Genomic DNA, 21,552 nt, shown 5'->3' with positions numbered 1-21,552 from the left:
CCTTAGTTGGTTACCCTGAGCCGGAGTCCCTGCATCCCGCCGTCGACCGCGATCGCGGTCCCGGTGGTCGCGCCGGCTTCTGGGCTGGCGAGGTAGGCGATCGCCGCGGCGACCTCCTCCGCGCTGACCAGGCGGCCCATCGGCTGCCTGGCGTTGAGTGCGGCACGCTCCGCCTCGGGGTCGTCGGCGGAGTCGAGCAGCCTGCCGACCCAGGGCGTGTCCGCGGTGCCCGGGTTGACGCAGTTGACCCGGATGCCCTCACGGATGTGGTCCGCCGCCATCGCGAGCGTCAGCGACAGCACCGCGCCCTTGGTCGCGCTGTAGAGGGCCCGCTGCGGCAGCCCCGCGGTGGCCGCGATCGAGCAGGTGTTGACGATCGCGGCATGCTCGGACCTCCTGAGGTACGGCAGCGCCGCCCGCGCGACCCGGACCATGCCGAACACGTTGACGTCGAACACCTTCTGCCACTCGCTGTCCGGGTTGTCCTCGATGGTGCCCTGCGCGCCGATGCCGGCGTTGTTGACGAGCACGTCGATGCCGCCGAGGCGGTCGGCGGCCTCCGCCACTGCCGCGCGTACCCCGGCGTCGTCCGTCACGTCCACCTTGATCCCGATGAACGGCTCGCCCGGGGGGTTGATGTCGAGGCAGGCGACCTTCATGCCGCGCTCGGCGAGCAGGGTGGCGGCGGCCAGGCCGATGCCGGAGCCGCCGCCGGTCACGATCGCTTTCAGGCTCACGCGTCCCTCCAGACCTCGCCGCCGGGGAATGTGTGGGCGGCGATCGATTCTGCGTGCATCTCCGCGCTGAAGCCGGGTGCGGACGGTGCGACGTACCTGCCGTTGCGGATGACGACAGGGTCCACGAAGTGCTCGTGGAGGTGGTCGACGTACTCGATCACGCGGTTCTCCATGGAGCCCGTGACCCTCACGTAGTCGAACATCGACAGGTGCTGCACCAGCTCGCACAGCCCGACACCGCCCGCGTGCGGGCACACCGGCACGCCGAACTTGGCCGCCAGCAGCAGGATCGCCAGGTTCTCGTTGACGCCGCCGACCCTGGCCGAGTCGATCTGCAGGTAGGAGATGGCGTTGGCCTGCAGGAGCTGCTTGAACACGATGCGGTTCTGGACGTGCTCGCCGGTGGCCACCCGGATGGGCTCGATCCCCCTGGCGATGGCGGCGTGGCCGAGCACGTCGTCGGGGCTGGTCGGCTCCTCCACCCAGTGGGGGTGGAACTCGCGCAGCGCGTTGACCCACTCGATGGCCGAGCCGACGTCCCAGCGCTGGTTGGCGTCGATCGCGATCGGGAACTCGGGGCCGCAGACCTCGCGGGCCACCCGGAAGCGGCGCCGGTCGTCGTCGAGATCGGCGCCGACCTTGAGCTTGATCTGCTTGAAGCCCTGCTCGAGCGCCTCCTTGCAGAGCCTGCGCAGCTTCTCGTCGTCGTAGCCCAGCCACCCGGGGGAGGTCGTGTAGGCGGGGTAGCCGTCCTCGACGATCTGGCTTATCCGCTCTTCCTTCCCCTTCTCGGCGTTCCTCAGGATCTGCAGGGCTTCGTCGCGCGTGAGCGCGTCGCTCAGGTAGCGGAAGTCGATGAGGTCGACGATCTCCTCGGAGGACATCTCGGACAGCAGCCGCCACAACGGCTTGCCCGCCCGCTTGGCCTTGAGGTCCCACAGGGCGTTGACCACGGCGGAGATCGCCATGTGCATGACCCCCTTCTCGGGGCCCAGCCAGCGCAGCTGCGAGTCGTTGACCATGTCCTTGTAGAGCGCGCCGAGGTCTTCGACGTCCTTGCCGATCACGTACGGCTCGAGCGCGCTGATGGCCGTGGTCTGGATGTCGTTGCCGCGCCCGATCGTGAACGCGAACCCGTGCCCCTCGAACCCGTCATCGGTCTTGAGCACGACATAGGCCGCGGAGTAGTCGGGATCGGGATTCATCGCATCCGAGCCGTCGAGCTCGCGCGAGGTCGGGAAGCGCACGTCGTGCGTCTCCATCCCAATGATCCGGTACGCGCCTGAAGTCGTCATGCCTGCCCCACCGTCTGCCGCTGCCGGCCGAGCCCGGCTATCTCCAGCTCCATGACGTCACCCGCACGCAAATACGGCTGCCCCGGCATGCCCATCGCCACGCCGGCCGGCGTGCCCGTGTTGATCACATCGCCCGGCTCCAGGACCATGAACTGGCTCAGGTAGCGCACGATCTCGGCCACATCGAAGATCATGTTCTTCGTATCGCCGTCCTGGCGCGCCTCGCCGTTCACCCAGAGGCGCAGGGCCAGGCTCTGCGGGTCGGCCACCTCGTCCGCCGTCACCAGCCAGGGGCCGAGCGGGTTGAACGTCTCGCACGACTTGCCCTTGTCCCACTGGCCGCCGCGTTCGAGCTGGAACTCGCGCTCGGAGACGTCGTTGGAGATCGCATATCCGGCGATCACGCCGAGCGCCTCCTCCCGGCTCCCGAGGTAGCGGGCCTCCTGGCCGATGACAATCGCCAGCTCCACCTCCCAGTCGGTCTTCACGCTGCCCCGTGGGACGAGCACCTCGTCATACGGACCGATCACGGTGTTGGGCGCCTTCATGAACACGACAGGCTCGGCCGGCACGTCCAGGCCGGACTCGGCGGCGTGGTCGCTGTAGTTCAGGCCGATACAGACGATCTTGCCTGGACGCGCGATCGGAGCGCCGACGCGCAGCCCCTCGGCGTCGACGACGGGCAGGGCATCGCGCTCGAGCGCGTCCCGGACGCGCGCCACTCCCCCGGAAGCGAGGAAAGCCCCATCAATCTCGGGCTCTCCGATGTCGCGCAGGTTACCGGCGTCATCCATGACCACCGGGCGCTCCTGACCGACAGGTCCTACTCGCAGCAGCTTCACACCGCATCCTTCACATATACATCGGATGTCTCGTTTCACGATGCTCGTGCGACCAGCGGGAGCGTGTCAAGGGCGTGGAGAGGGATACCTCCGATCCGTGACCTCGGAAGACACCCCCAAGAGCCGGCCGATGCCTGTGAATCGACTTAACCGCTCCGATGGTTACGTTCACATACACGAATGTAAGCCCTCCAAAACATCGGAGGTGAAACGCCCCTCAAAGCCCCTCGCCCAGGCGGTTTCGCGCAGGTGACAACTGCGATCAATACCCCTACCCGCAAACAAAACGACACATCCATCCCCCGGTCCCGGATGTGCCCGAACAGGCAGAACGCCACAGCGGCCGGCCGATGTCACGCCACCGCGTACGCACAGGACCCTGGCGACGCCGAGACCCCATTGGCCCGGCGACATGCGACCGTCGCGCACCTACATTCCTCCTTGACGACCGTACAGGGACGTAATAGAACACGTTTCAACAGGACTTAACCAAGCGCTTGATCAAGAGGGTGAATCGCGTGCGCATCGACCTCGTCGACAGGGACATTTACGCGACAACCGGACCACCACTCGAGCAGCTCGCCTGGCTCCGCGCGAACTCCCCCGTCCACTGGCACGAGGGCGAGCCCGGCTTCTGGGCCGTCACCCGATATGAGGACGTGGTGCACGTATCGCGGCACTCGGACCTGTTCTCCTCGTACCGGAAGCTCGCCCTGTTCGAAGAGCTGACCCAGGAGCAGATCGACCTGCAGCGCCTCATGATGCTCAACCAGGACCCGCCCGAGCACACGAGACGGCGCTCCCTGGTCAACCGGGGCTTCACCCCGCGCACCATCGGCAGCCTCGAAGAGCACATCCGTGACATCTGCGACGACCTCCTCGACAAGTGCACCGGCGAGATCGACTTCGTCACCGAAGTCGCCGCGCCGCTCCCTCTGTACGTGATCTGCGAGCTGCTCGGCGCGCCCGTGGCCGACCGCGACAAGCTCTTCTCCTGGTCCAACCGCATGATCGGCAGCCAGGACCCCGACTACTCGAGCACTCCCGAGCAGGCCTCGGCCGCCGCCATGGAGGTCTACGCCTACGCCAGCGAACTCGCGGCGCGGCGCAAGGCCGCCCCGAAGAACGACATCGCCACCAAGCTGCTCCAACCCGACGAGCACGGCGAGACGCTCGACGAGGACGAGTTCCAGCTCTTCGTCCTTCTCCTGGCCGTGGCGGGCAACGAGACCACCCGCAACGCGGCCTCCGGCGGCATGCTCACCCTTTTCGAGCACCCGGACCAGTGGGACCGCCTGGTCGCCGACCCCACCCTCGCCAGGACCGCCGCCGACGAGATCGTCCGCTGGGTCTCCCCGGTCAACCTCTTCCGCCGCACCTCCACCACCGACCAGGTGCTGGGCGGGCAGGAGATCAAGGCCGACGACAAGGTCGTCGTCTTCTACGCCTCCGCCAACCGCGACCCCTCGGTCTTCGCCGACCCTGAGGTCTTCGACATCGCCCGCGACCCGAACCCGCACATCGGCTTCGGGGGCGGCGGCGCGCACTTCTGCCTCGGCAACCACCTGGCCAAGCTCGAACTCCGCATCCTCTTCGAGCAACTGGCCCGCCGCCGCCCCAACCTCCGCCAGACAGGCCCCGCCCGCCGGTTGCGCTCGAACTTCATCAACGGCATCAAGGAACTCCCCGTCGCAGTCGGCTGACGCCCCACCCATCGAGCACACCTTCCGCTCCCCGTGCTGGTCCTCGTCCTGCTCCACGGGACAGCCGGTGAGTCTCCACCACCAACGCCGACGACGGGCGGCAGGCAGCGGACGACGGACGGCGAACGACGAACGACGAACGACGAACGACGAACGACGGACGACGGACGGCGGGCAGAGGACGGCAGGCGGCAGACGACGGACCGAGGCGGTGGACCGCGGGCGGTGGACGGCGGGCGGCGGGCGGAGGTGGGTAATCGGAAGCGGGAGCGGCGGCGGGCGGCGCGGATGCGGCGCAGGATGCGGTCCGTGCGTTCCGGCCCCGGCTGCCAGCCGCGTTGGATCAGAGCATCGGCCACGTGCTGCAGAAGGTCGGCGATCCGGCCGGGGATGACGTCCCTCCGAACGGCGATCACGCGCCAGCCCCGCCTCCGGAGCTCGTCCCGGCGATCGGTGTCCCGTCGCTGGTCGGCGACCGTGGTGTGGTGCTCCCGGCCGTCGTACTCCACGGCGACCCCGAACTCCTCCCAGCCCAGATCGAGATAGGCGAACCGGTCGCCGTCCAGCTCGACCCTGATCTGGGTGGTGGGCATGGGAAGGCCGCCCTCGACGAGGATGACCCTGAGCCAGCTCTCTCGGGGAGAGGCGGCGCCCCGGTCGGCCAGGGCGAGCGTGTCGCGCAGCCGCCAGGAGTTGAACGGGCGGTGCCACAGGGCTTCGAGATCGACGCCCCTGCGCGCGAACTGGTCGAGGACGGCCACCGCCTCCAGGCGCGGCAGCCAGCGGGCGCAGTCGAGGGCCGTGCGCTCGACGGTGGTGAGGCGGACGCCCTTGTGCGTGGTGACATCCTCGGGCGGAAGGGGCGCCAGGTAGGTGACGCAGCCGGGGAGCGCCAGATGGCCGGGGGCGGTCAGCTCGATGGGCCAGTCGGCCGCGCAGGCAGCCAGGACGTCCAGGCCCCAGATGCAGGCGGCCGTCCGGCGGCAGGCGACGGCCTGCGGAACCGCCCGGGTGACCTGGCCGGCCCGCTCGGTCAACGAGAGGCGAGGGGCCGGAAGAGGGTGACCGTCTGTGGGAGTGAGCGGGGGGTGAGGCATGGCGCCAAGGGTGCTACGCGGGCCGGCGAGCGGGGCGGCCGAATGGAGTTCTGTGGATGAGGGCCGCTTATCCACAGCCGCCGAGGGTCAGGGGTGCAGGGAGAGGCCCTTCAGGACCTTGTCCACGCCGTTCTTCGGCCCATGGATCGCCACCCCCACCAGCGCGAGCTCGTCGGCCTCCACCGCCCGCACGGCCGCCCGGTTGTCCGCGTCGTGCCCCGTCTTGAACATCTCCTCGATGTACACGGCCACGTCCATCCCGCGCCCCACGGCCTTCTCCCGGACGCCTCGCAGCCCCTCCAGATCAGCCACGTAGACCAGCACGGGCTGCCGGATCATCGACAGGTACGCATTACCCGACCCGTCCTCGTACGGCTCCCCCATGACCCCGGGCACCCCGCCTGCCACGGCGCTGGACAGGAAGGCGGTGACGTTGAGCTTCTGCCATGCGGCCAGATCCGCGCGGACCACAATGCCGATCTTGGTGTCGAAACGCATGCCACCAGTCTCCGCGCCCCGCCCCCGCCCCGTCTTGCACGCTGGTGCGGTACCGCTACGCCGCGAGGACCGGCTGCCAGTCGGCCACCTCGTGGTAGCGCCGCAGCTCCGCGACCCCGGCCAGGATCCCGCCCCACGCCGCGTACGGAGGCCGTTCCGTGTCGAACCCGCTCTGCACCAGCGTCAGCCGGGTCTTGCCCGCCGACCCCTCCAGCTCCCACGTCCCGACCCCGGTGCCGCCCCAGTCCAGGGAGAACTTCCGTCCGGGCTCGAGCTCGAGCACCTTGGCCGGGCTCGGGTCGTTGGCGAGGCCGCCCATCGCGAACCGGCCGCCCACGTACGGCTCGATCTCGATCGGGAACCCGAACCACTTCGTCACCGCCTCCGAGTCGATCAGCGAGTCGAAAACCTGAGACGGCGGCGCGTCGATCGTGACCTCGGCACGCAGGTCCACGGAGGTGTAGTCGGGCTTGGGCGTGAGCTCGCGTCCCTCGAAGTGCTCGGCCAGGTTGGCGAGGGCCTGGCACCAGTACGTCTGCAGCACCCCCCGGATGCTCTTGCCGGTCATGGCGTCCTGGAAGTCGAAGTGCGTCTGCGACAGCGACACGACGGTCGCCTCCCCGTCCTCCTCCAACCGGAACTCGGCGGTCGTCTCCTCGCCGTCCAGCAGCCACGCGAACCGCACCGTACGCTCGTCGGCATGCAGCAGCCGCTGGTGGGGCGCGTCCCCCTCAGGCGTGGTGCGCCCCCAGAACCCGAACCGGTCGGGCAGCTCCACCTCGGCGTGCTCCGCGAGCCAGACTCGCAGCGCGGCCGGGTCGGTGAGCGCGTGGCGGACCTCCTTGAGCGGCGCCTGAACGCGGGCACGAAGAATCATGGGCTCGGTCATGGTCACTTCCTCCTGTGAAAACGGTCAGGGGCCTTCCGTGGTCCCCGGCTGGTCAGCGGCCTTGGGATAGCAGGCGACGGCCAGCTTGAACGCGTCGCCTTCCGCCCCGCCGTACCGCGTGAACAGGTCCTGCAGCATCGTCTGCAGATCGTTCAGGAACTCCTGACGCCTCTCGGGCAGCACGTGGATCTCCCCGGACAGCCCGATCGACGGGAGCTCGGGCGCGCGCCTGTCGAGCGCCGCGATGTCCGCCTGAACCTCCTCCATGAGGTCCAGGAGATAGCCGAGGCTCAGCTCGTCACGGGCCTTACGCAGCCCGATCCGGCCGACCAGCCGGGGCGACAGCCAGTACGAGCGCGCACTGGCCTGGTAGCTGCCCTCGTGGATCCCGCGCACTTTGCGCTCCGACACCAGGTCCACGAGGCCCGCCTCGACCAGCCGCTTGACGTGGTAGTAGACCCGCTGCGGCGTCTGGCCGAGGCGTTCGGCGACCTCTGAGCACGTACGCGGCTCGGCCAGCTGCCGCAGCACCTCCACGCGCTGCGGCTTGAGCAGTGCCTCGGCCTGCTCGATCTCTTCCAGGTACAGGACGTCTCTCATCGCAAAAACAATCCTTTACGTAAAAATCTGTTTTGTCAATGGCGACGGAGAAGGTGAAGGGTGGGCACATGACTGATCATCGACGGCACCGCGCGGGCCCGCCCAGGCGGTTACCGCGCGGCGATCACCACGACAGGTGAGCTCACGGCCAGGAGTCCTCGTACGGGTCGGCGCCGTCCGAAAGGAGCCGCAGGTCGGATTCGACCATCATCGCGACCAGCTCGTCGAAGGACACGCCGGGCTCCCATCCCAGCTGCGCCCGCGCCTTCTTCGGATCCGCGCAGAGCAGGTCCACCTCGGCCGGACGGTGCAGCGCCTGGTCCGTCACCACGTACCGCTCCCAGTCCAGCCCGGCGGCCGCGAACGCCGCCTCCACCAGCTCCCTGACCGACTTCATCCGCCCGGTCCCGATCACGTAGTCCTCGGGAGTGGCCGCCTGCAGCATCAGGTGCATGGCCCTGACGTAGTCGCCGGCGAACCCCCAGTCCCGGCGGGCCTCCAGGTTCCCCAACCGCAGCTCCGTGGCCAGCCCCAGCTTGATCCGGGCCACGCCCAGCGACACCTTCCTGGTGACGAACTCGGCCCCCCGGCGCGGCGACTCGTGGTTGAACAGGATGCCGGACACGGCGAACATCCCGTACGACTCGCGGTAGTTCTGCGTGAGGAAGTGCCCGTACGCCTTGGCCACCCCGTACGGCGAGCGCGGGTGGAAGGCGGTGCGCTCGGTCTGCGGCGTCTCGCTGACCTGGCCGAACATCTCAGAGGAGGAAGCCTGATAAAAGCGGATCTGTCCGGAGGAGCCCGAGCCCCGCGACACCCCCGAGCACACCCGGATCGCCTCCAGCATGCGCAGCACGCCCATCCCGGTCACCTCGGCCGTGAGCTCCGCCTGCTCCCACGACATCGGCACGAACGAGATCGCCCCCAGGTTGTACACCTCGTCCGGCTGAACCCGTTCCACCGCCGAGATCAGGGAGCCCTGGTCCAGCAGGTCTCCCCGCACGACCTGGACGTCGGAGAGCAGCTTGCGCATCCGGGAGACCCGCGGGTTCGCCTGCCCCCGGACCAGCCCCCACACCTCATAACCTTGTTCGAGCAGGTGCTCCGCCAAGTAGGAACCGTCCTGGCCGGTGATGCCGGTAATCAGAGCGCGCCTGGCCAAGGGTCCTCCAACTATTGCGTACCGCATCCCTTTGGCACGGGAATGTACAGGTAAGCGCACCGACAGGGCATCAGGGCACCTAGAACGTGTTCCACCGAACCACGCTCGGTTACAGTAACGTCGCAGTTCGCACGACGTGTGACGGCCAATGTGAACAATTCCAGGTGACCTACCGAATGGTAGCCTTCTCGGACTAAGGTCATCTTCACGGTACACGCCCATCTCTGGGCCGAACCGGCGGGAAAGGGGTGTCCGTGCAGGAGGACGAAGGCAGGCTGCGGGTCGCGCTGCTGTCCTACCGCAGCAAGCCCACCTGTGGCGGTCAGGGCGTCTATCTCCGCCACCTCAGCCGCGAGCTGGTCGCGCTCGGCCACCACGTCGAGGTGTTCTCCGGACAGCCCTATCCCGAGCTGGACGAGGGCGTCGTCCTGCGCGAGGTCCCCAGCCTCGACCTCTACCGCGACGAGGACCCGTTCCGAACCCCCAAGCGTGACGAATACCGCGACTGGATCGACTTGCTCGAGGTCGGGACGATGTGGACGGCCGGGTTCCCCGAGCCGCTGACGTTCACGCTGCGGGCCTACCGCGAGCTGAAGAAGCGCGTCGGCGACTTCGACGTCGTCCAGGACAACCAGACCCTCGGGTACGGCCTGCTGGGCATCCAGCGGATGTTCCCCGTGGTCGGCACCATCCACCACCCGATCAGCGTCGACCGCCGCATCGAGCTCGAGGCCGCCACGGGCGGCAAGAGACTGAGCCTGCGCCGCTGGTACGGGTTCGTGAAGATGCAGGCACGCGTCGCGCCCCGGCTGAGCCCCATCCTGACCGTCAGCGAGTCGTCGCTGGCCGACATCCACCGCGACTTCAACGTCCCCCAGGCGAACATGCGCCTGATCCCCCTCGGCGTCGACACCCGCTACTTCCACCCCCGCCCGGACAAGCCCCGGCGCAAGGGCTCGATCGTGGCGGTGGCCAGCGCGGACTCGCCCATGAAGGGCGTCGCGACGCTGCTGCGGGCGGTCGCCAAGCTGGCCACCGAGCGCGACGTGAACCTCACCGTCGTCAGCCGCCCCACCCCCGGCGGCCCGACCGAGCAGCTCGTCCAGGAGCTCTCGCTGCAGGACCGCGTACGTTTCGTGCACGGCATCTCCGACGAGGAGCTGGGCGAGCTGGTCGCCACCTCGGAGATCTCGGTCGTCCCCTCGCTCTATGAGGGCTTCTCGCTGCCCGCCGTCGAGCACATGGCCTGCGCCACGCCCCTGGTGGCCAGCCGTACCGGGGCGCTGCCCGAGGTCGTGGGCGACGCGGCCGTCCAGGTGACCCCCGGCGACCCCGAGGAACTGGCGTCGGTGCTGCGCCGCCTGCACGACTCCCCCGAGGAGCGCGAACGGGTGGGCCAGGCCGGATACGACCGCGTCATGGAGCGCTACACCTGGCACGTCGTGGCCAGGCGGACCGTCGAGGCGTACCGCGAGGCCATCGCGAATCACAAGAGGAGAGGCTGACCAGTGCTGACCGTGGACTTCGCCCGGCTCCCCGTCGGCCCCGGCGTGCGCGTGCTCGACGTGGGCTGCGGCGGCGGCAGGCACGCCTTCGAGGTGCTGCGCCGGGGAGCGGACGTGATCGCGTTCGACATGGACCAGTCGGAGCTGGACGGCGTGGCGGCCATGTTCGCGGCGATGGACAAAGAGGGCGAGGTGCCGCCGGGCGCGAGCGGGCAGACCGTCCAGGGGACCGCGCTGGACATGCCGTTCGAGGACGGCAGCTTCGACCGGGTCATCGCGGCCGAGGTGCTGGAGCACATCCCCGACGACATGGCGGCCATGCGCGAGATCTTCCGCGTGCTCAAGCCGGGCGGCACGGCGGCCGTGACGGTGCCGAGCTTCCTGCCCGAGCGCATCTGCTGGGCGCTGGACGAGGCGTACCACACGGCCCCCGGCGGACATGTCCGGATCTACACGCTGGCCGAGCTGTCGGCGAAGCTGAAGGCCACCGGGTTCGAGATCGGGCCGCACCACCACGCCCACGGGCTGCACGCGCCGTACTGGTGGATCAAGTGCGCCGTCGGCGTCGGCAACGACGACCACCCGCTCGCCAAGGCGTACCATGAGCTGCTGGTCTGGGACATCATGAAGCGCCCCGCGGCGACGAGGATCGCCGAAGCCGTGCTCAACCCGATCATCGGCAAGAGCGTGGTCCTGTACGTCAGGAAGCCATGATCTCCCGCGCGGAGGTCGTGCGGACGGCCGAGAGCATCGCGGCGATACAGCAGGACGACGGCGGCGTGCCGTGGCCGGAAGGCCACGTCGACGCCTGGAACCACGTCGAGTGCCTGATGGCCATGGCCGTCGCGGGCCTCGAGGAGCCCGTACGGCGCGGCTACGCGTGGCTGGCCCGCCACCAGCGCCCCGACGGCTCCTGGCCGATGAAGCTGGTCGACGGCGTGCCCACGGAGCTGGGCGGCGAGAGCAACCACGCCGCCTACGTCGCCGCCGGACTCTGGCACCACCACCTCGTCACCGGCGACCGGGCGTTCACCGAGGAGCACTGGCCCATGGTGAAAGCCGCGCTCGACTACGTGGCGGGGCTGCAGACCGAGCGGGGCGAGATCGTCTGGGAGCGCGACGCCGACGGCAGGGCCTCGACGATCGCGCTGCTCACCGGGTGCTCCTCCATCCACCAGGGACTGCGCTGCGGCGTGCTGCTCGCCGACCACCTGGGCGATCCCCAGCCGCACTGGGAGCTGGCCGCCGACCGGCTGGCCCACGTGCTGGCGGCGCATCCCGAGGCGTTCACCGACAAGAGCCGCTTCTCCATGGACTGGTACTACCCGGTGCTCGGGGGCGCGGTGCGCGGGCGGCAGGCGTTCGAGCTGCTGGAACGGGAGTGGGCGACGTTCGTGGTGCCCGGGCTCGGCATCAGGTGTGTGTCCGACCAGCCGTGGGTGACGGGGGCGGAGACGTGCGAGCTGGTGCTGGCGCTCGACGCCCTGGGGGACCGGGAGCGGGCCGCCACCCTCTTCGGGGACGTGCAGCATCTGCGGCACGAGGACGGCTCGTACTGGACGGGGTGGCAGTTCGCCAACCGCAAGCACTTCCCCCACGAGCGCTCCGGGTACACGGCGGCGGCGGCCGTCCTGGCGGCGGACGCGCTGCTGGAGCTGACACCGGGATCGGGGCTGTTCCGCGACATCGCGGGGACGTCGGTCGCCGACCCGGAGACCTGCGGGTGCGCCGGCACCGGCCTCGTACGCCTCGAAGACCTCTGACCTGCCCTGACCGATCCGGCACAAGCGCTTTTGCAGGTTCTTTGCCCCCGAAATCCGGTGCGCCGCCGAGGATCGCCGCAATGGGCTTACTAGCTTCGGAGTGACTCGTACGAGGCGTCTTCGGGGGAAGCGTGGGCGACGCGGGCACAACCTTGCTCTTGGACCAGGTCAGGACCGAGCCGACATTGTCCACGGCGACAGGGCTGCGGAGGTTCCTGGCCAAGGATCCGCTGGAGTCCGATCTGAGCCGGCGACGATTCCGGGTCAGAGGCGGAGTCTCCCGGACGGCATTCACCGACGCCGAAAGCTCGTACGTTTTCGGCTTCAACGCGGTGATGTCCCGGGAAGTCGAGAAGATCGAGGAACTTTCACCCGAGCAGCGTCCCTTCGGCTACGAAGGGGCAGCGGCCGCCTGCACCGTGCTCGACCTCCTCACCCTGACGCGCGGCCGGCGCCTGCACGAGCTGCTGACCGGCCCCGCCCAGCATCACCGCCACGCCGCCTACCTCGGCGCCGGTCGCGCGTACGCGCTGGTGCGGCTGCGGCCCATGCGGGGAGCGCGGCGGGCGCACCCGGTGCTGCGGTGGCTGGCGGTGGACGGATTCGGCTTCCAGTGGAGCCTGGCCAGGGCCGACCGCATGGTGGGCGAGCGTACGATGCCCGATTTGCTGACCAGGGCGCACTGCGCGGTGTTCGACCAGGGGCTGGGACGGCTGCTCTGGTACCACGACTGCGCCGCGCCCGACGACGTCGCCGCCAGGATCGGCGGCTACCCGCCGGGGCGGCGGGCCGACCTGTGGAGCGGGATCGGGTTCGCCGCCACGTACACCGGCGGGGCCGAGTCCGACGAGCTGTGGTGGCTGACCGAGCACGCCGGGGCCGACGGGTTCCGCGCCCATCTGGCGCAGGGCTGCGCGTTCGCCGTGGCCGCCAGGCTGCGGTCGGGGACGCTGCCGGAGCACACGGCGCGGGCCGTGCCGATCCTGGCGGGAGCCGACCCGGAGGAGGCCGGCTCGTGGACGGACCAGGCCCTCATCGCGCTCGGGCACGAGGCGCACACGCACGAGGACTTCCAGCACTGGCAGTCCCAGACCCGCCGCTCCTGGACCCGCCGCCACCGCTGCTGACGCGGGAGGGTCAGATGCCCGCGCCGACGCGTTCCAGCACGCGCAGCGAGCCCTCCACCGACACCTCCCTGAACGCCCCCGACCGCAGCGCCCGCTGGTAGATCCGGTACGGCGCCTGCCCACCGTCGGCGGGATCGGGATAGATGTCGTGGAACACCAGCGCCCCGCCCGCCATGACGTGCGGCGCCCACCCCTCGTAGTCCCGGGTCACGGGCTCCTCCGAGTGCCCGCCGTCGATGAAGAGCAGGCCCAGGGGCGCGCTCCAGAGCGCGGCGACCTGCTCCGACCGGCCCACGACCGCGATCACCTCGTCCTCGAGCCCGGCCGCCGCGATCGTCGTCCTGAACGTCGGCAACGAGTCCATCTTCCCGAACCGGTGATCCACCAGCGTCGGATCGTGATGGGCCCATCCGGGCTGGATCTCCTCCGAACCCCGGTGATGGTCCACGGTGACGACCACGGACCCGGCCTGCCTGGCCGCCGCCCCGAGGTAGATGGCCGACTTGCCGCAGTAGGTGCCGATCTCGCAGATCGGCCCGAGCTTGCCGTACTGGCAGGCCGCCTCGAACAGGGCCAGCCCCTCGTTGGCCGGCATGAATCCCTTGGCGTGCTTGGCTGCGTGGCGCAGCTCTGACGGCATCGACATAGGGATGCACCTTAGCCGAACCGAACAACATTCCAGGAGCCCCTTGCCGGGCCGTTCTGAAACCTGTTCTACTTACACCGTGAATCAGCGCGCTCGCATCGCGATGTCGGACGACGACGTCACCGCGTTCCTCGAGAGCTCACGCAAGCTGCAGCTGGCCACCATCAACCCGGACGGCATGCCGCACCTGGTGACCATGTTCTACGGGCTCGACGAGGGGCGCATCACCTTCTGGACCTACGCGAAATCCCAGAAGGCCCGCAACCTCGCGCGCGACCCCCGGGTGAGCTGCCTGGTCGAGAGCGGCGACGATTACGGCGAACTGCGCGGCGTCCTGGTGTACGGGAAGGCCGAGCGGGTGGACGACCGCGATCGCGTCATGGAGGTCGGCCTGCTGGTCGCCCGCCGGATGACTCCGGGCGTACCGGACGAACTGCTGCGCCCTTACGTGGAACAGACCGGACGCAAGCGGGTTGCGTACGTCGTCGAGCCGAGCAAAGTGGTCTCATGGGATCACAGGAGGCTCTCATGAAAATCAAGGTCGACTACCTGGTCTGCGAGGCCAACGCCGTGTGCATGGGGCTCGCGCCGGAGGTGTTCGAGGTGGACGACGACGACCAGCTCCACGTCCTGCTCCCGGAACCACCCCCCGAGTTCCAGGACCGCGTCCGCCACGCGGTCAGGTCCTGCCCCAAAGCCGCACTGTCCCTCGAGGAATAGCCAGCCCTACGCCTGAGTTCGAGGAGGAACCCCATGCGCGCCGCGATCCTGCACGCCGTAGGCAACGACAAGCTGGACATCCGCGACGACGTCACCCTGGCCCCCGTCGGGCCGGCGGACGTACGCGTACGGATCAAGGCCACGGGCGTCTGCCACTCGGACCTGTCGGCCATGACCGGCGTCCTGCCGCAACCCGTGCCGCTGGTGCTCGGGCACGAGGGCGCGGGCGAGGTGGTCGAGGTCGGCGAGCACGTCACCTCGCTCAAGCCGGGCGACCATGTGGTCATCAACTGGCGGCCGGGCTGCCAGGAGTGCGACCTGTGCCTGGGCGGCCAGCCGTACCTGTGCATCAAGTACGTGGTCGAGGCGTTCACCAAGGGCAACTTCCGCTTCGGCGGCGACGGGGCGACGGCGTTCGGGATGGCCGGGTGCGGCACCTGGGCCGAGGAGATCGTCGTGCCGTGGCAGGGCGCGATCAAGATCGACGAGGACGTGTCGTGGGAGGCGGCGGCCCTGATCGGCTGCGGCATCACGACCGGCGTGGGCGCCGCGATCAACACCGCCAAGGTACGCCCGGGCTCGACGGTCGCGGTGATCGGCTGCGGCGGCGTCGGCCTGTCGGTCATCCAGGGCGCCCGCCTCTCCGGCGCCCGGACGATCCTCGCGGTCGACCCCCTGGAGTCCAAGCACGAGCTGGCCAAGAAGGTGGGCGCGACTCACGCGGTGACCCCGGAGCAGGTCCCAGAGGCCCTCAACGAGCTCACCGCCGGCGCCGGCTTCGACTACGGCTTCGAGGTGGTCGGCAAGTCGGCCACGATCCAGAGCGCCTGGCAGATCACCCGACAGGGCGGCGACGTCATCGTGGTCGGGGCGGGCGCGGTGGACGACATGGTGTCGATCTCGGCGTTCAGCCTGCTGTTCGAGGGCAAGAACCTGCTGTCCAGCCTGTACGGGGAGGCCGACGTGCGGCACGCTTTCCCCTACTTCGCCAAGCTCCACAAGGCCGGCAAGCTGGACCTGGAGTCGATGATCAGCGCCCGCATCCGCCTGGCCGACCTGAACGACGCGGTGGAGGCGCTGCGGGGCGGCGAGGTCCTCCGCCAGATCGTCGTCATGGACTGACCCTCGGGCCGGCCAAGCGTTTCCCGGTTGCCGTGGCGGCTGGGGGCGCGTCGCCAACCGGCCGCGAGGAGCGAGGGGCGGGAGCCCCGTGGGAGGCGCTGCCCGCAACCCCGTGCATGCGGCGCCTCCCGTAAGCGGCCTACGTCGTCGAGAAGGCGGCGTCGAAGGCGGTGGCCGGTGGGGTGATGGAGTTGAGCTTGCGGATGTACGCCAACGCCTCCCTGGCCCCGTCGAGCCGGTCCATCCCCGCGTCCTCCCACTCGATCGAGATCGGCCCGTCGTAACCGATCGAGTTCAGGGCACGGAAACAGTCCTCCCACGGCACGTCGCCCCGTCCCGTCGAGACGAAGTCCCAGCCGCGGCGCATGTCCGCCCAGGGCAGGTGCGAGGAGAGGCGGCCCTTGCGGCCGTCCCCGACGCGCACGCGCGTGTCCTTGCAGTCCACGTGGTAGATCCGGTCCTTGAAGTCCAGGATGAACCCGACCGGGTCCAGGTCCTGCCAGACCATGTGCGACGGGTCCCAGTTCAGGCCGAACGCGGGACGGTGGCCGATCGCCTCCAGCGCCCGCTGGGTCGTGTAGTAGTCGTAGGCGATCTCGCTCGGGTGGACCTCGTGGGCGAAGCGCACCCCGACCTCGTCGAAGACGTCGAGGATCGGGTTCCAGCGGTCCGCGAAGTCCTGGTAGCCGGCCTCCACCATCGACGCGGGCACCGGCGGGAACATGGCCACCGTGTGCCAGATCGACGACCCGGTGAAGCCCACCACCGTGTCCACGCCCAGCAGCGAGGCAGCCCGGGCCGTGTTCTTCATGTCCTCCGCCGCCGCCTGGCGTACCGACTCGGGGTCGCCGGAGCCCCAGATACGGGCGGGCAGGATGGACTTGTGGCGCTCGTCGATGAGGTCGCAGACGGCCTGGCCGACGAGGTGGTTGGAGATGGTCCAGACCTTGAGCCCGTGCTTGTCGAGCTGGGCGCGCTTCTGCTCCACGTACGACGGGTCCGCCACGGCCTGGGCCACGTCGAAGTGGTCGCCCGAGCAGGCGATCTCCAGGCCGTCGTAGCCCCATTCGGCCGCCAGCCTGCACACCTCCTCGAACGGCAGGTCGGCCCACTGCCCCGTGAACAGGGTGACAGGTCGCATGCGTCAGTCCTCCACCTTCGTGTAGCGGCTGCCCTCAGCCGCGCTCTGCTCGACCGCCTCCAGCACCCGCTGCACCCGCAGCCCGTCCGCGAACGACGGCGACGGGTCGGTCCCGGTGGCGACGGCCTCCAGGAAGTCCCTGATCTCGTGGGTGAAGGTGTGCTCGTAGCCGAGCCCGTGGCCGGGCGGCCACCAGGCGCCCACGTACGGGTGGTCGGGCTCGGTGACCAGGATCCGCTCGAAACCGCCGCCTCCGGAGCTGAACCAGAGCTCGTTCATGGCCTCGAAGTCGAACGCCAGGCTGCCGAGAGAGCCGTTGATCTCGATGCGCATCGCGTTCTTGCGCCCGTAGGCGAACCGGGTGGCCTCGAACGAGGCCAGCGCCCCGCCCGACAACCGGCCGATGAACAGGGCGGCGTCGTCCACGGTGACCTGCCCCATGGAGTCCGCCCGCGAGGCGCCCAGTCCCGCGGACTCCGCGGCGAGCGGGCGTTCCTTGACGAACGTCTCCGTCAGCGCCGAGACGCCCACCACGTTCTGCCCGGTGATGAACTGCGCCGCGTCCACGATGTGCGCGCCGATGTCGCCCAGCGCGCCGGACCCGGCCTTGTCCTTCTGCAGCCGCCAGACCAGCGGGAACTCCGGGTCGACGATCCAGTCCTGCAGGTACGCGGCCCGCACGTGCCTGATCTCGCCGATCCGGCCCTCCTCGACGTACCGGCGGGCGAGCGCGATCGCGGGCACTCTCCGGTAGTTGAACGCCACCATGCTCAGGCCCGGCGCGGAGGCCGCGGCCCGGACCATGGCCTCGGCCTCCTCGACGGTGTTGGCCAGCGGCTTCTCGCAGATCACGTGCTTGCCCGCCTGCAGCGCGGCGATGGCGATCTCGGCGTGCGAGTCGCCGGGCGTGCAGATGTCGACGATCTGCACGTCGTCACGCTTGATCAGTTCTCTCCAGTCGGTCTCGGCATCGGCCCAGCCGAGCTGCGCCGCGGCGGCCTGGGTGCGCTCCTTCGACCGCCCGGCGATCACCGCCATGCGCGGTGTCAGCGGCAGGTCGAAGAACGCTCCCACGCTCCGCCAGGCCTGAGAGTGAACGCGGCCCATGAAGGCGTAGCCGATCATGCCAACGCCGATGGTGGTCTTGTCTGACATGCAACCCCCGATCAGGATTCGAAGCCGAGCGCCAGGTACTTCTCGACGTTCTCCTTGGTAATGGTCTCGGATGCGAGCGTGATCGACTGTGGGACCTGGTTCTCCACGAGATCACTCATGCCCTTCCCCTGTGCTATCAGACGCGCGAGTTTGATCGCCGAGGAGGCCATCGTTGGGCTGTAGGTGACCGTGGCCTTGAGCACCGACGTGCCGGACTGGATCTCCTTCATCGCGTTCAGCGACCCGGCGCCGCCGACCATGATGAACTCGTTCCGGTTCGCCTCCTTGATGGCGGCGAGCACGCCGATGCCCTGGTCGTCGTCGTGGTTCCACATCGCGTCGATCTTCTTGTGCGCCTGGAGCAGCGAGGTGGCCACCTGGTTGCCGGTCTCGACCGTGAACTTGGCGTCCTGCTTGGCCGTCACGCTGAACCCGTACGTCTTCAGCGCGTCCGCGAACCCCTTGCTGCGGTCCTGCGTCAACGGCAGCGTGGCGATGCCCTGGATCTCGACGATGACCGGGTTGGCCACGCCCTTGTCCTTGAGCTGCTTGCCGATGAACTGGCCGGCCGCGACGCCCATGCCGTAGTTGTCGCCGCCGATCCAGGTCCGGTACGCCAGCTTGTCGGGGAAGACGCGGTCGAGGTTGATGACCGGGATCCCCGCCTGGGTCGCCTGCAGCGCCACCTGGTTCAGCTGCTGGCCGTCGTTGGGCAGGATGACCAGCGCGTTCACCTTGGCGGCGATGAGCGACTCGACCGCCGAGATCTGCTGGTTGATGTCGTTGGTGGGCTCGACGGGCTTGAAGTCGACGTCGGAGTACTGCTTCGCGGCGCTCTCGGCGTTCTTGGCGATGGCCGCGATCCAGCCGTGGTCGGCGGCGGGCGCGGAGAAGCCGATCGTGACCTTCTGGCCGGGCTCGTCGTTGCCGCTCGCGGCGGGGGCGGGAGCGGCGGCCGCACTGGAGGGCGCCGCCGCGGGCTCGTTGCTGGTGCAGCCGGCCGCTAAGAGTACGGCCCCGCCGACGAGGAATCCCCTGCGCGCGACGTTCTCACTCATGGTGCTCTCTCCTTCAGGTTCCGCCGCTGGAGAAGGACGGCGACGACGATGATCAGGCCCTTGGCGATGAGCTGGTCGCTGGTGTTGAGCCCGTTGAGGATGAAGAGGTTCGTGATGAGGGTGAAGATCAGCAGGCCCAGGATCGAGCCCACGATCGTGCCCCGGCCCCCGGTGAGCAGCGTGCCGCCGATGATGACGGCGGCGATGGCGTCGAGTTCGTACAGGTCGCCGTGGGTGGACGAGCCCGTCGTCGTACGCGCCATGATCAGGATGGCGGCGATGCCGCAGCACAGCCCCGACAGGGCGTAGAGCAGCATCGTGTGCTTGCGCACGTCGATCCCGGCGAGCCTGGCGGCCTCGGGGTTGCCCCCGACCGCGTACGTCCGCCGCCCGAACGTCGTGCGGTTGAGCACGATCCACCCGAGCACCACGACCAGGGCGAAGATGTAGACCAGCAGCGGGATGCCGAGCACCCGCGTGGTCGACAGGTCCACGATGGCGGCGTTGTCGGCCTGGATGAGCTGCGTCTTGCGGTCGGACATGCGCTGCGCCAGCCCGCGGGCGGCGACGAGCATGGCCAGGGTCGCGATGAACGGCACCAGCCGCCCGTAGGCGATGAGCAGCCCGTTGACCAGCCCCGCCCCCGTGCCGACCAGGACGGCGCAGATCGCCATCACCACCGGTCCGTACGACTGCGTGGCGAGCGTCGTCGCCCAGACCGAGGCCAGCGCCATGACCGCGCCCACCGACAGGTCGATGCCCCCGCCGATGATGACGAACGTGGCCCCGACCGTGATCACGCCGATCGTGGCGGCCAGGGAGAGGATGCTCACCAGGTTGGAGGTGGTGGCGAAGTTCTCGGGTCTGGTGACCAGGCCGACCACCACCAGCAGCGCCAGGGCCGCCAGCAGCCCTAAATGCCGCATCTCGCCGAGGCCGCCGAGGCCGCGCGACGACCGGGGCGCGGCCATCACCTCCGTTGTGGGCTCGCTCATCAGGCCGCCCTCCCATTCATGATCATGTCGAGTACGCGGTGTTCGTCCAGCTCCGCGGCGTCGCCCTCGTGGATGACCGTGCCCTCGCGTAACACCAGCACCCGGTCGGCGAGGCCGAGCACCTCGGGCACCTCACTGGAGACCAGCAGCACGCCGATGCCGCGCTCGGCGAGGTCGCGGATCACCGTGTACAGCTCGGCCCTGGCGCCCACGTCCACACCCCTGGTCGGCTCGTCGAGCAGGAGGAGTTTGCGGCCGCCGAGCAGCCAGCGGGCGAGCACGGCCTTCTGCTGGTTGCCGCCGGAGAGGGTCCTGATCGGGCGTTCGGGGTCGGGCGGCCGGATGTCCAGCATTTCCGACAGGCGCTTGGCCTCGCTCCGCTCACGTCTGCGGTCGATCCAGCCGAACCTGGCGAACCCCGGCAGGCTGCCCAGCGTGATGTTGGCGGTGACGCTCTGGTCGAGGAGCAGGGCCTGGGCCTTGCGCTCCTCCGGGGCCAGGCCCATGCCGCGCCTGACCGTGCCGACGACGCTCCGGCGTACGGGCTGCCCGTCGAGCAGGACCCGTCCTGAGGAGGGGCGGGCGCCGTACACGGCCTCCAGGATCTCCGAGCGCCCCGAGCCGACCAGCCCGGCCAGCCCGACGATCTCGCCCGCCCGCACGGAGAACGAGACGCCCGAGAAGACGCCCGGCGAGGAGAGGTTCTCGGCCCTGAGCACCTCCTCGCCCAGCGAGCGCTGGGCGCGGGGCGGGAAGACGTACTCGACGTTCCGGCCCGTCATGAGGGAGACGATCTCCGCCGTCGGGGTGTCGCGCGCGGGCAGGCCGACGGCGACCGTTCGGCCGTCCTTGAGCACGGTGACCCGGTCGCCGATCTCGCGGATCTCCTCCAGGCGGTGGGAGATGTAGACGACGGCCACGCCCTGGGCGGTGAGCTCGCGGATGATGCGGAAGAGGTTCGTGACCTCGTCGTGGGCGAGGGCGGCGGACGGCTCGTCCATGATGATCAGGCGGGCGTCGTGCGAGAGCGCCCGCGCCATCGACACGACCTGCTTGGCCGCCGGCGACAGCCGCCCCACCTCGGCCGACGGGCGGATCTCCGGGTGGCCCAGCCGCTCGAGCACCTCGCGGGCCGCGCGCCTGGCGGCCGCCCTGTTCACGAAGCCGAAACGGGCGTGCTCGTGGCCGAGGAAGATGTTCTCGGCCACGCTGAGCCCGTCGACGAGGTCGAGCTCCTGGTAGATGGTGGCGAAGCCGAGCCTGATGGCGTCTATGGGGCTGCTCGGGCGCACTTCCCTCTCGTTGAACGAGATCGTGCCCTCGTCCGGCTGGTGGACCCCGGCCAGCACCTTGATCAGCGTGGACTTGCCGGCGCCGTTCTGGCCGAGCAGGCAGTGCACCTCGCCCGCCCGTACGTCCAGATCGACCCCGTCCAGCGCGCGCACGCCGGGGAACTGCTTGACGATGCCCTTCATGACCAGCATCGGAAGATCCCTT

General features: G+C 69.5%; 22 protein-coding genes. 9 read left to right on the top strand and 13 right to left on the bottom strand.

Annotation, left to right across the window (positions count from 1 at the left end):
- Positions 1-2 precede the first annotated feature (2 nt).
- The 3 genes from AB0H84_RS12485 to AB0H84_RS12475 are packed head-to-tail and all read right to left on the bottom strand — an operon-like array spanning position 3 to position 2,874.
- A complete protein-coding gene (locus tag AB0H84_RS12485; RefSeq protein WP_357602303.1) occupies positions 3-737 on the bottom strand; it encodes an SDR family oxidoreductase in 735 nt (244 codons plus the stop codon).
- A complete protein-coding gene (locus AB0H84_RS12480) occupies positions 734-2,032 on the bottom strand; it encodes an L-fuconate dehydratase (protein ID WP_357602300.1) in 1,299 nt (432 codons plus the stop codon). The genes AB0H84_RS12485 and AB0H84_RS12480 overlap by 4 nt, the downstream gene beginning before the upstream one ends.
- Positions 2,029-2,874, bottom strand: a complete 846-nt coding sequence (locus tag AB0H84_RS12475; protein ID WP_357602297.1) for a fumarylacetoacetate hydrolase family protein — start codon at positions 2,872-2,874, stop codon at positions 2,029-2,031. Before AB0H84_RS12475 ends, AB0H84_RS12480 begins: the two co-directional genes overlap by 4 nt.
- Positions 2,875-3,392: 518 nt before the next feature.
- Between AB0H84_RS12475 and AB0H84_RS12470 the strand changes: the two genes are divergently transcribed.
- Both AB0H84_RS12470 and AB0H84_RS12465 read left to right on the top strand, forming a co-directional pair.
- On the top strand, positions 3,393-4,577 hold the full coding sequence (locus AB0H84_RS12470) for a cytochrome P450 (protein ID WP_357602295.1): 1,185 nt from the start codon (positions 3,393-3,395) through the stop codon (positions 4,575-4,577).
- A 359-nt stretch (positions 4,578-4,936) separates the two neighbouring features.
- Positions 4,937-5,734, top strand: a complete 798-nt coding sequence (locus tag AB0H84_RS12465) for a hypothetical protein (RefSeq protein ID WP_357602292.1) — start codon at positions 4,937-4,939, stop codon at positions 5,732-5,734.
- Between the two features lie 27 nt (positions 5,735-5,761).
- Here the strand turns inward: AB0H84_RS12465 and AB0H84_RS12460 are convergent, their stop codons facing one another.
- The 4 genes from AB0H84_RS12460 to AB0H84_RS12445 form a co-directional block, all read right to left on the bottom strand.
- Positions 5,762-6,172 (bottom strand): DUF2000 domain-containing protein, encoded by a 411-nt coding sequence (locus tag AB0H84_RS12460; protein ID WP_357602289.1) that lies wholly within the window; start codon positions 6,170-6,172, stop codon positions 5,762-5,764.
- Between the two features lie 55 nt (positions 6,173-6,227).
- A complete protein-coding gene (locus AB0H84_RS12455; protein ID WP_357602286.1) occupies positions 6,228-7,061 on the bottom strand; it encodes an SRPBCC domain-containing protein in 834 nt (277 codons plus the stop codon).
- A 24-nt stretch (positions 7,062-7,085) separates the two neighbouring features.
- Complete coding sequence (locus AB0H84_RS12450; protein ID WP_357602283.1) at positions 7,086-7,661, bottom strand: helix-turn-helix domain-containing protein; 576 nt, start codon at positions 7,659-7,661, stop codon at positions 7,086-7,088.
- Positions 7,662-7,803: 142 nt separating this feature from the next.
- Positions 7,804-8,823 (bottom strand): GDP-mannose 4,6-dehydratase, encoded by a 1,020-nt coding sequence (locus tag AB0H84_RS12445; protein ID WP_357602280.1) that lies wholly within the window; start codon positions 8,821-8,823, stop codon positions 7,804-7,806.
- A gap of 248 nt (positions 8,824-9,071) precedes the next feature.
- Between AB0H84_RS12445 and AB0H84_RS12440 the strand changes: the two genes are divergently transcribed.
- The 4 genes from AB0H84_RS12440 to AB0H84_RS12425 all read left to right on the top strand — a co-directional run bounded on the left by AB0H84_RS12440 (position 9,072) and on the right by AB0H84_RS12425 (position 13,218).
- Positions 9,072-10,328 (top strand): glycosyltransferase family 4 protein, encoded by a 1,257-nt coding sequence (locus AB0H84_RS12440; RefSeq protein ID WP_357602277.1) that lies wholly within the window; start codon positions 9,072-9,074, stop codon positions 10,326-10,328.
- 3 nt (positions 10,329-10,331) lie between these two features.
- Positions 10,332-11,042 (top strand): methyltransferase domain-containing protein, encoded by a 711-nt coding sequence (locus AB0H84_RS12435; RefSeq protein ID WP_357602275.1) that lies wholly within the window; start codon positions 10,332-10,334, stop codon positions 11,040-11,042.
- Positions 11,039-12,091 (top strand): prenyltransferase, encoded by a 1,053-nt coding sequence (locus AB0H84_RS12430; protein WP_357602272.1) that lies wholly within the window; start codon positions 11,039-11,041, stop codon positions 12,089-12,091. The genes AB0H84_RS12435 and AB0H84_RS12430 overlap by 4 nt, the downstream gene beginning before the upstream one ends.
- Positions 12,092-12,249: 158 nt before the next feature.
- Positions 12,250-13,218: a DUF1702 family protein gene (locus tag AB0H84_RS12425; protein WP_357602269.1), complete on the top strand. Its 969-nt coding sequence runs from the start codon at positions 12,250-12,252 to the stop codon at positions 13,216-13,218.
- A 10-nt stretch (positions 13,219-13,228) separates the two neighbouring features.
- Here AB0H84_RS12425 and AB0H84_RS12420 read toward each other — a convergent pair whose 3' ends face one another.
- Positions 13,229-13,858, bottom strand: coding sequence for a class I SAM-dependent methyltransferase (locus AB0H84_RS12420; protein WP_357603029.1), 630 nt, complete (start codon positions 13,856-13,858; stop codon positions 13,229-13,231).
- Between the two features lie 85 nt (positions 13,859-13,943).
- On the opposite strand from AB0H84_RS12420, the gene AB0H84_RS12415 reads away from it, so the two are divergent.
- From AB0H84_RS12415 to AB0H84_RS12405, 3 genes are read left to right on the top strand one after another with little or no spacing between them, the layout of a single operon-like run.
- Positions 13,944-14,396 carry a TIGR03618 family F420-dependent PPOX class oxidoreductase gene (locus AB0H84_RS12415; protein WP_357602266.1) on the top strand — a complete coding sequence of 151 codons (453 nt, stop codon included), beginning with the start codon at positions 13,944-13,946 and terminating at the stop codon, positions 14,394-14,396.
- A complete protein-coding gene (locus tag AB0H84_RS12410) occupies positions 14,393-14,584 on the top strand; it encodes a ferredoxin (protein ID WP_357602263.1) in 192 nt (63 codons plus the stop codon). The genes AB0H84_RS12415 and AB0H84_RS12410 overlap by 4 nt, the downstream gene beginning before the upstream one ends.
- A 33-nt stretch (positions 14,585-14,617) precedes the next feature.
- Positions 14,618-15,706, top strand: a complete 1,089-nt coding sequence (locus tag AB0H84_RS12405) for a Zn-dependent alcohol dehydrogenase (protein ID WP_357602260.1) — start codon at positions 14,618-14,620, stop codon at positions 15,704-15,706.
- 139 nt (positions 15,707-15,845) lie between these two features.
- On the opposite strand, the gene AB0H84_RS12400 is transcribed toward AB0H84_RS12405, so the two are convergent.
- The 5 genes from AB0H84_RS12400 to AB0H84_RS12380 are packed head-to-tail and all read right to left on the bottom strand — an operon-like array spanning position 15,846 to position 21,539.
- Positions 15,846-16,847: a sugar phosphate isomerase/epimerase family protein gene (locus tag AB0H84_RS12400; RefSeq protein ID WP_357602257.1), complete on the bottom strand. Its 1,002-nt coding sequence runs from the start codon at positions 16,845-16,847 to the stop codon at positions 15,846-15,848.
- A gap of 3 nt (positions 16,848-16,850) precedes the next feature.
- Positions 16,851-18,002, bottom strand: coding sequence for a Gfo/Idh/MocA family oxidoreductase (locus tag AB0H84_RS12395; protein ID WP_357602254.1), 1,152 nt, complete (start codon positions 18,000-18,002; stop codon positions 16,851-16,853).
- A gap of 11 nt (positions 18,003-18,013) precedes the next feature.
- On the bottom strand, positions 18,014-19,060 hold the full coding sequence (locus AB0H84_RS12390) for an ABC transporter substrate-binding protein (RefSeq protein ID WP_357602251.1): 1,047 nt from the start codon (positions 19,058-19,060) through the stop codon (positions 18,014-18,016).
- The gene (locus AB0H84_RS12385) at positions 19,057-20,055 is read right to left on the bottom strand and encodes an ABC transporter permease (RefSeq protein ID WP_357602248.1); all 999 of its coding nucleotides are present in this window, start codon (positions 20,053-20,055) and stop codon (positions 19,057-19,059) included. The genes AB0H84_RS12390 and AB0H84_RS12385 overlap by 4 nt, the downstream gene beginning before the upstream one ends.
- Entirely contained in the window at positions 20,055-21,539 is a 1,485-nt protein-coding gene (locus AB0H84_RS12380) for a sugar ABC transporter ATP-binding protein (protein WP_357602245.1), read from the bottom strand. Before AB0H84_RS12380 ends, AB0H84_RS12385 begins: the two co-directional genes overlap by 1 nt.
- Positions 21,540-21,552: the final 13 nt, after the last annotated feature.

The sequence above is a fragment of the Nonomuraea sp. NPDC050786 genome (assembly GCF_040654115.1).
Lineage (GTDB): Bacteria > Actinomycetota > Actinomycetes > Streptosporangiales > Streptosporangiaceae > Nonomuraea.
This window is presented reverse-complemented; position numbering and strand designations above follow the sequence as displayed.

What these genes read in the sequence shown, in the direction of transcription:
- AB0H84_RS12385 (WP_357602248.1), bottom strand. Translation starts at nt 20,055, where the DNA reads ATGAGCGAGCCCACAACGGAGGTGATGGCCGCGCCCCGGTCGTCGCGC.
- AB0H84_RS12460 (WP_357602289.1), bottom strand. Translation starts at nt 6,172, where the DNA reads ATGCGTTTCGACACCAAGATCGGCATTGTGGTCCGCGCGGATCTGGCC.
- AB0H84_RS12405 (WP_357602260.1), top strand. Translation starts at nt 14,618, where the DNA reads ATGCGCGCCGCGATCCTGCACGCCGTAGGCAACGACAAGCTGGACATC.
- AB0H84_RS12380 (WP_357602245.1), bottom strand. Translation starts at nt 21,539, where the DNA reads ATGCTGGTCATGAAGGGCATCGTCAAGCAGTTCCCCGGCGTGCGCGCG.
- AB0H84_RS12430 (WP_357602272.1), top strand. Translation starts at nt 11,039, where the DNA reads ATGATCTCCCGCGCGGAGGTCGTGCGGACGGCCGAGAGCATCGCGGCG.
- AB0H84_RS12410 (WP_357602263.1), top strand. Translation starts at nt 14,393, where the DNA reads ATGAAAATCAAGGTCGACTACCTGGTCTGCGAGGCCAACGCCGTGTGC.
- AB0H84_RS12395 (WP_357602254.1), bottom strand. Translation starts at nt 18,002, where the DNA reads ATGTCAGACAAGACCACCATCGGCGTTGGCATGATCGGCTACGCCTTC.
- AB0H84_RS12420 (WP_357603029.1), bottom strand. Translation starts at nt 13,858, where the DNA reads ATGCCGTCAGAGCTGCGCCACGCAGCCAAGCACGCCAAGGGATTCATG.
- AB0H84_RS12450 (WP_357602283.1), bottom strand. Translation starts at nt 7,661, where the DNA reads ATGAGAGACGTCCTGTACCTGGAAGAGATCGAGCAGGCCGAGGCACTG.
- AB0H84_RS12400 (WP_357602257.1), bottom strand. Translation starts at nt 16,847, where the DNA reads ATGCGACCTGTCACCCTGTTCACGGGGCAGTGGGCCGACCTGCCGTTC.
- AB0H84_RS12455 (WP_357602286.1), bottom strand. Translation starts at nt 7,061, where the DNA reads ATGACCGAGCCCATGATTCTTCGTGCCCGCGTTCAGGCGCCGCTCAAG.
- AB0H84_RS12390 (WP_357602251.1), bottom strand. Translation starts at nt 19,060, where the DNA reads ATGAGTGAGAACGTCGCGCGCAGGGGATTCCTCGTCGGCGGGGCCGTA.
- AB0H84_RS12480 (WP_357602300.1), bottom strand. Translation starts at nt 2,032, where the DNA reads ATGACGACTTCAGGCGCGTACCGGATCATTGGGATGGAGACGCACGAC.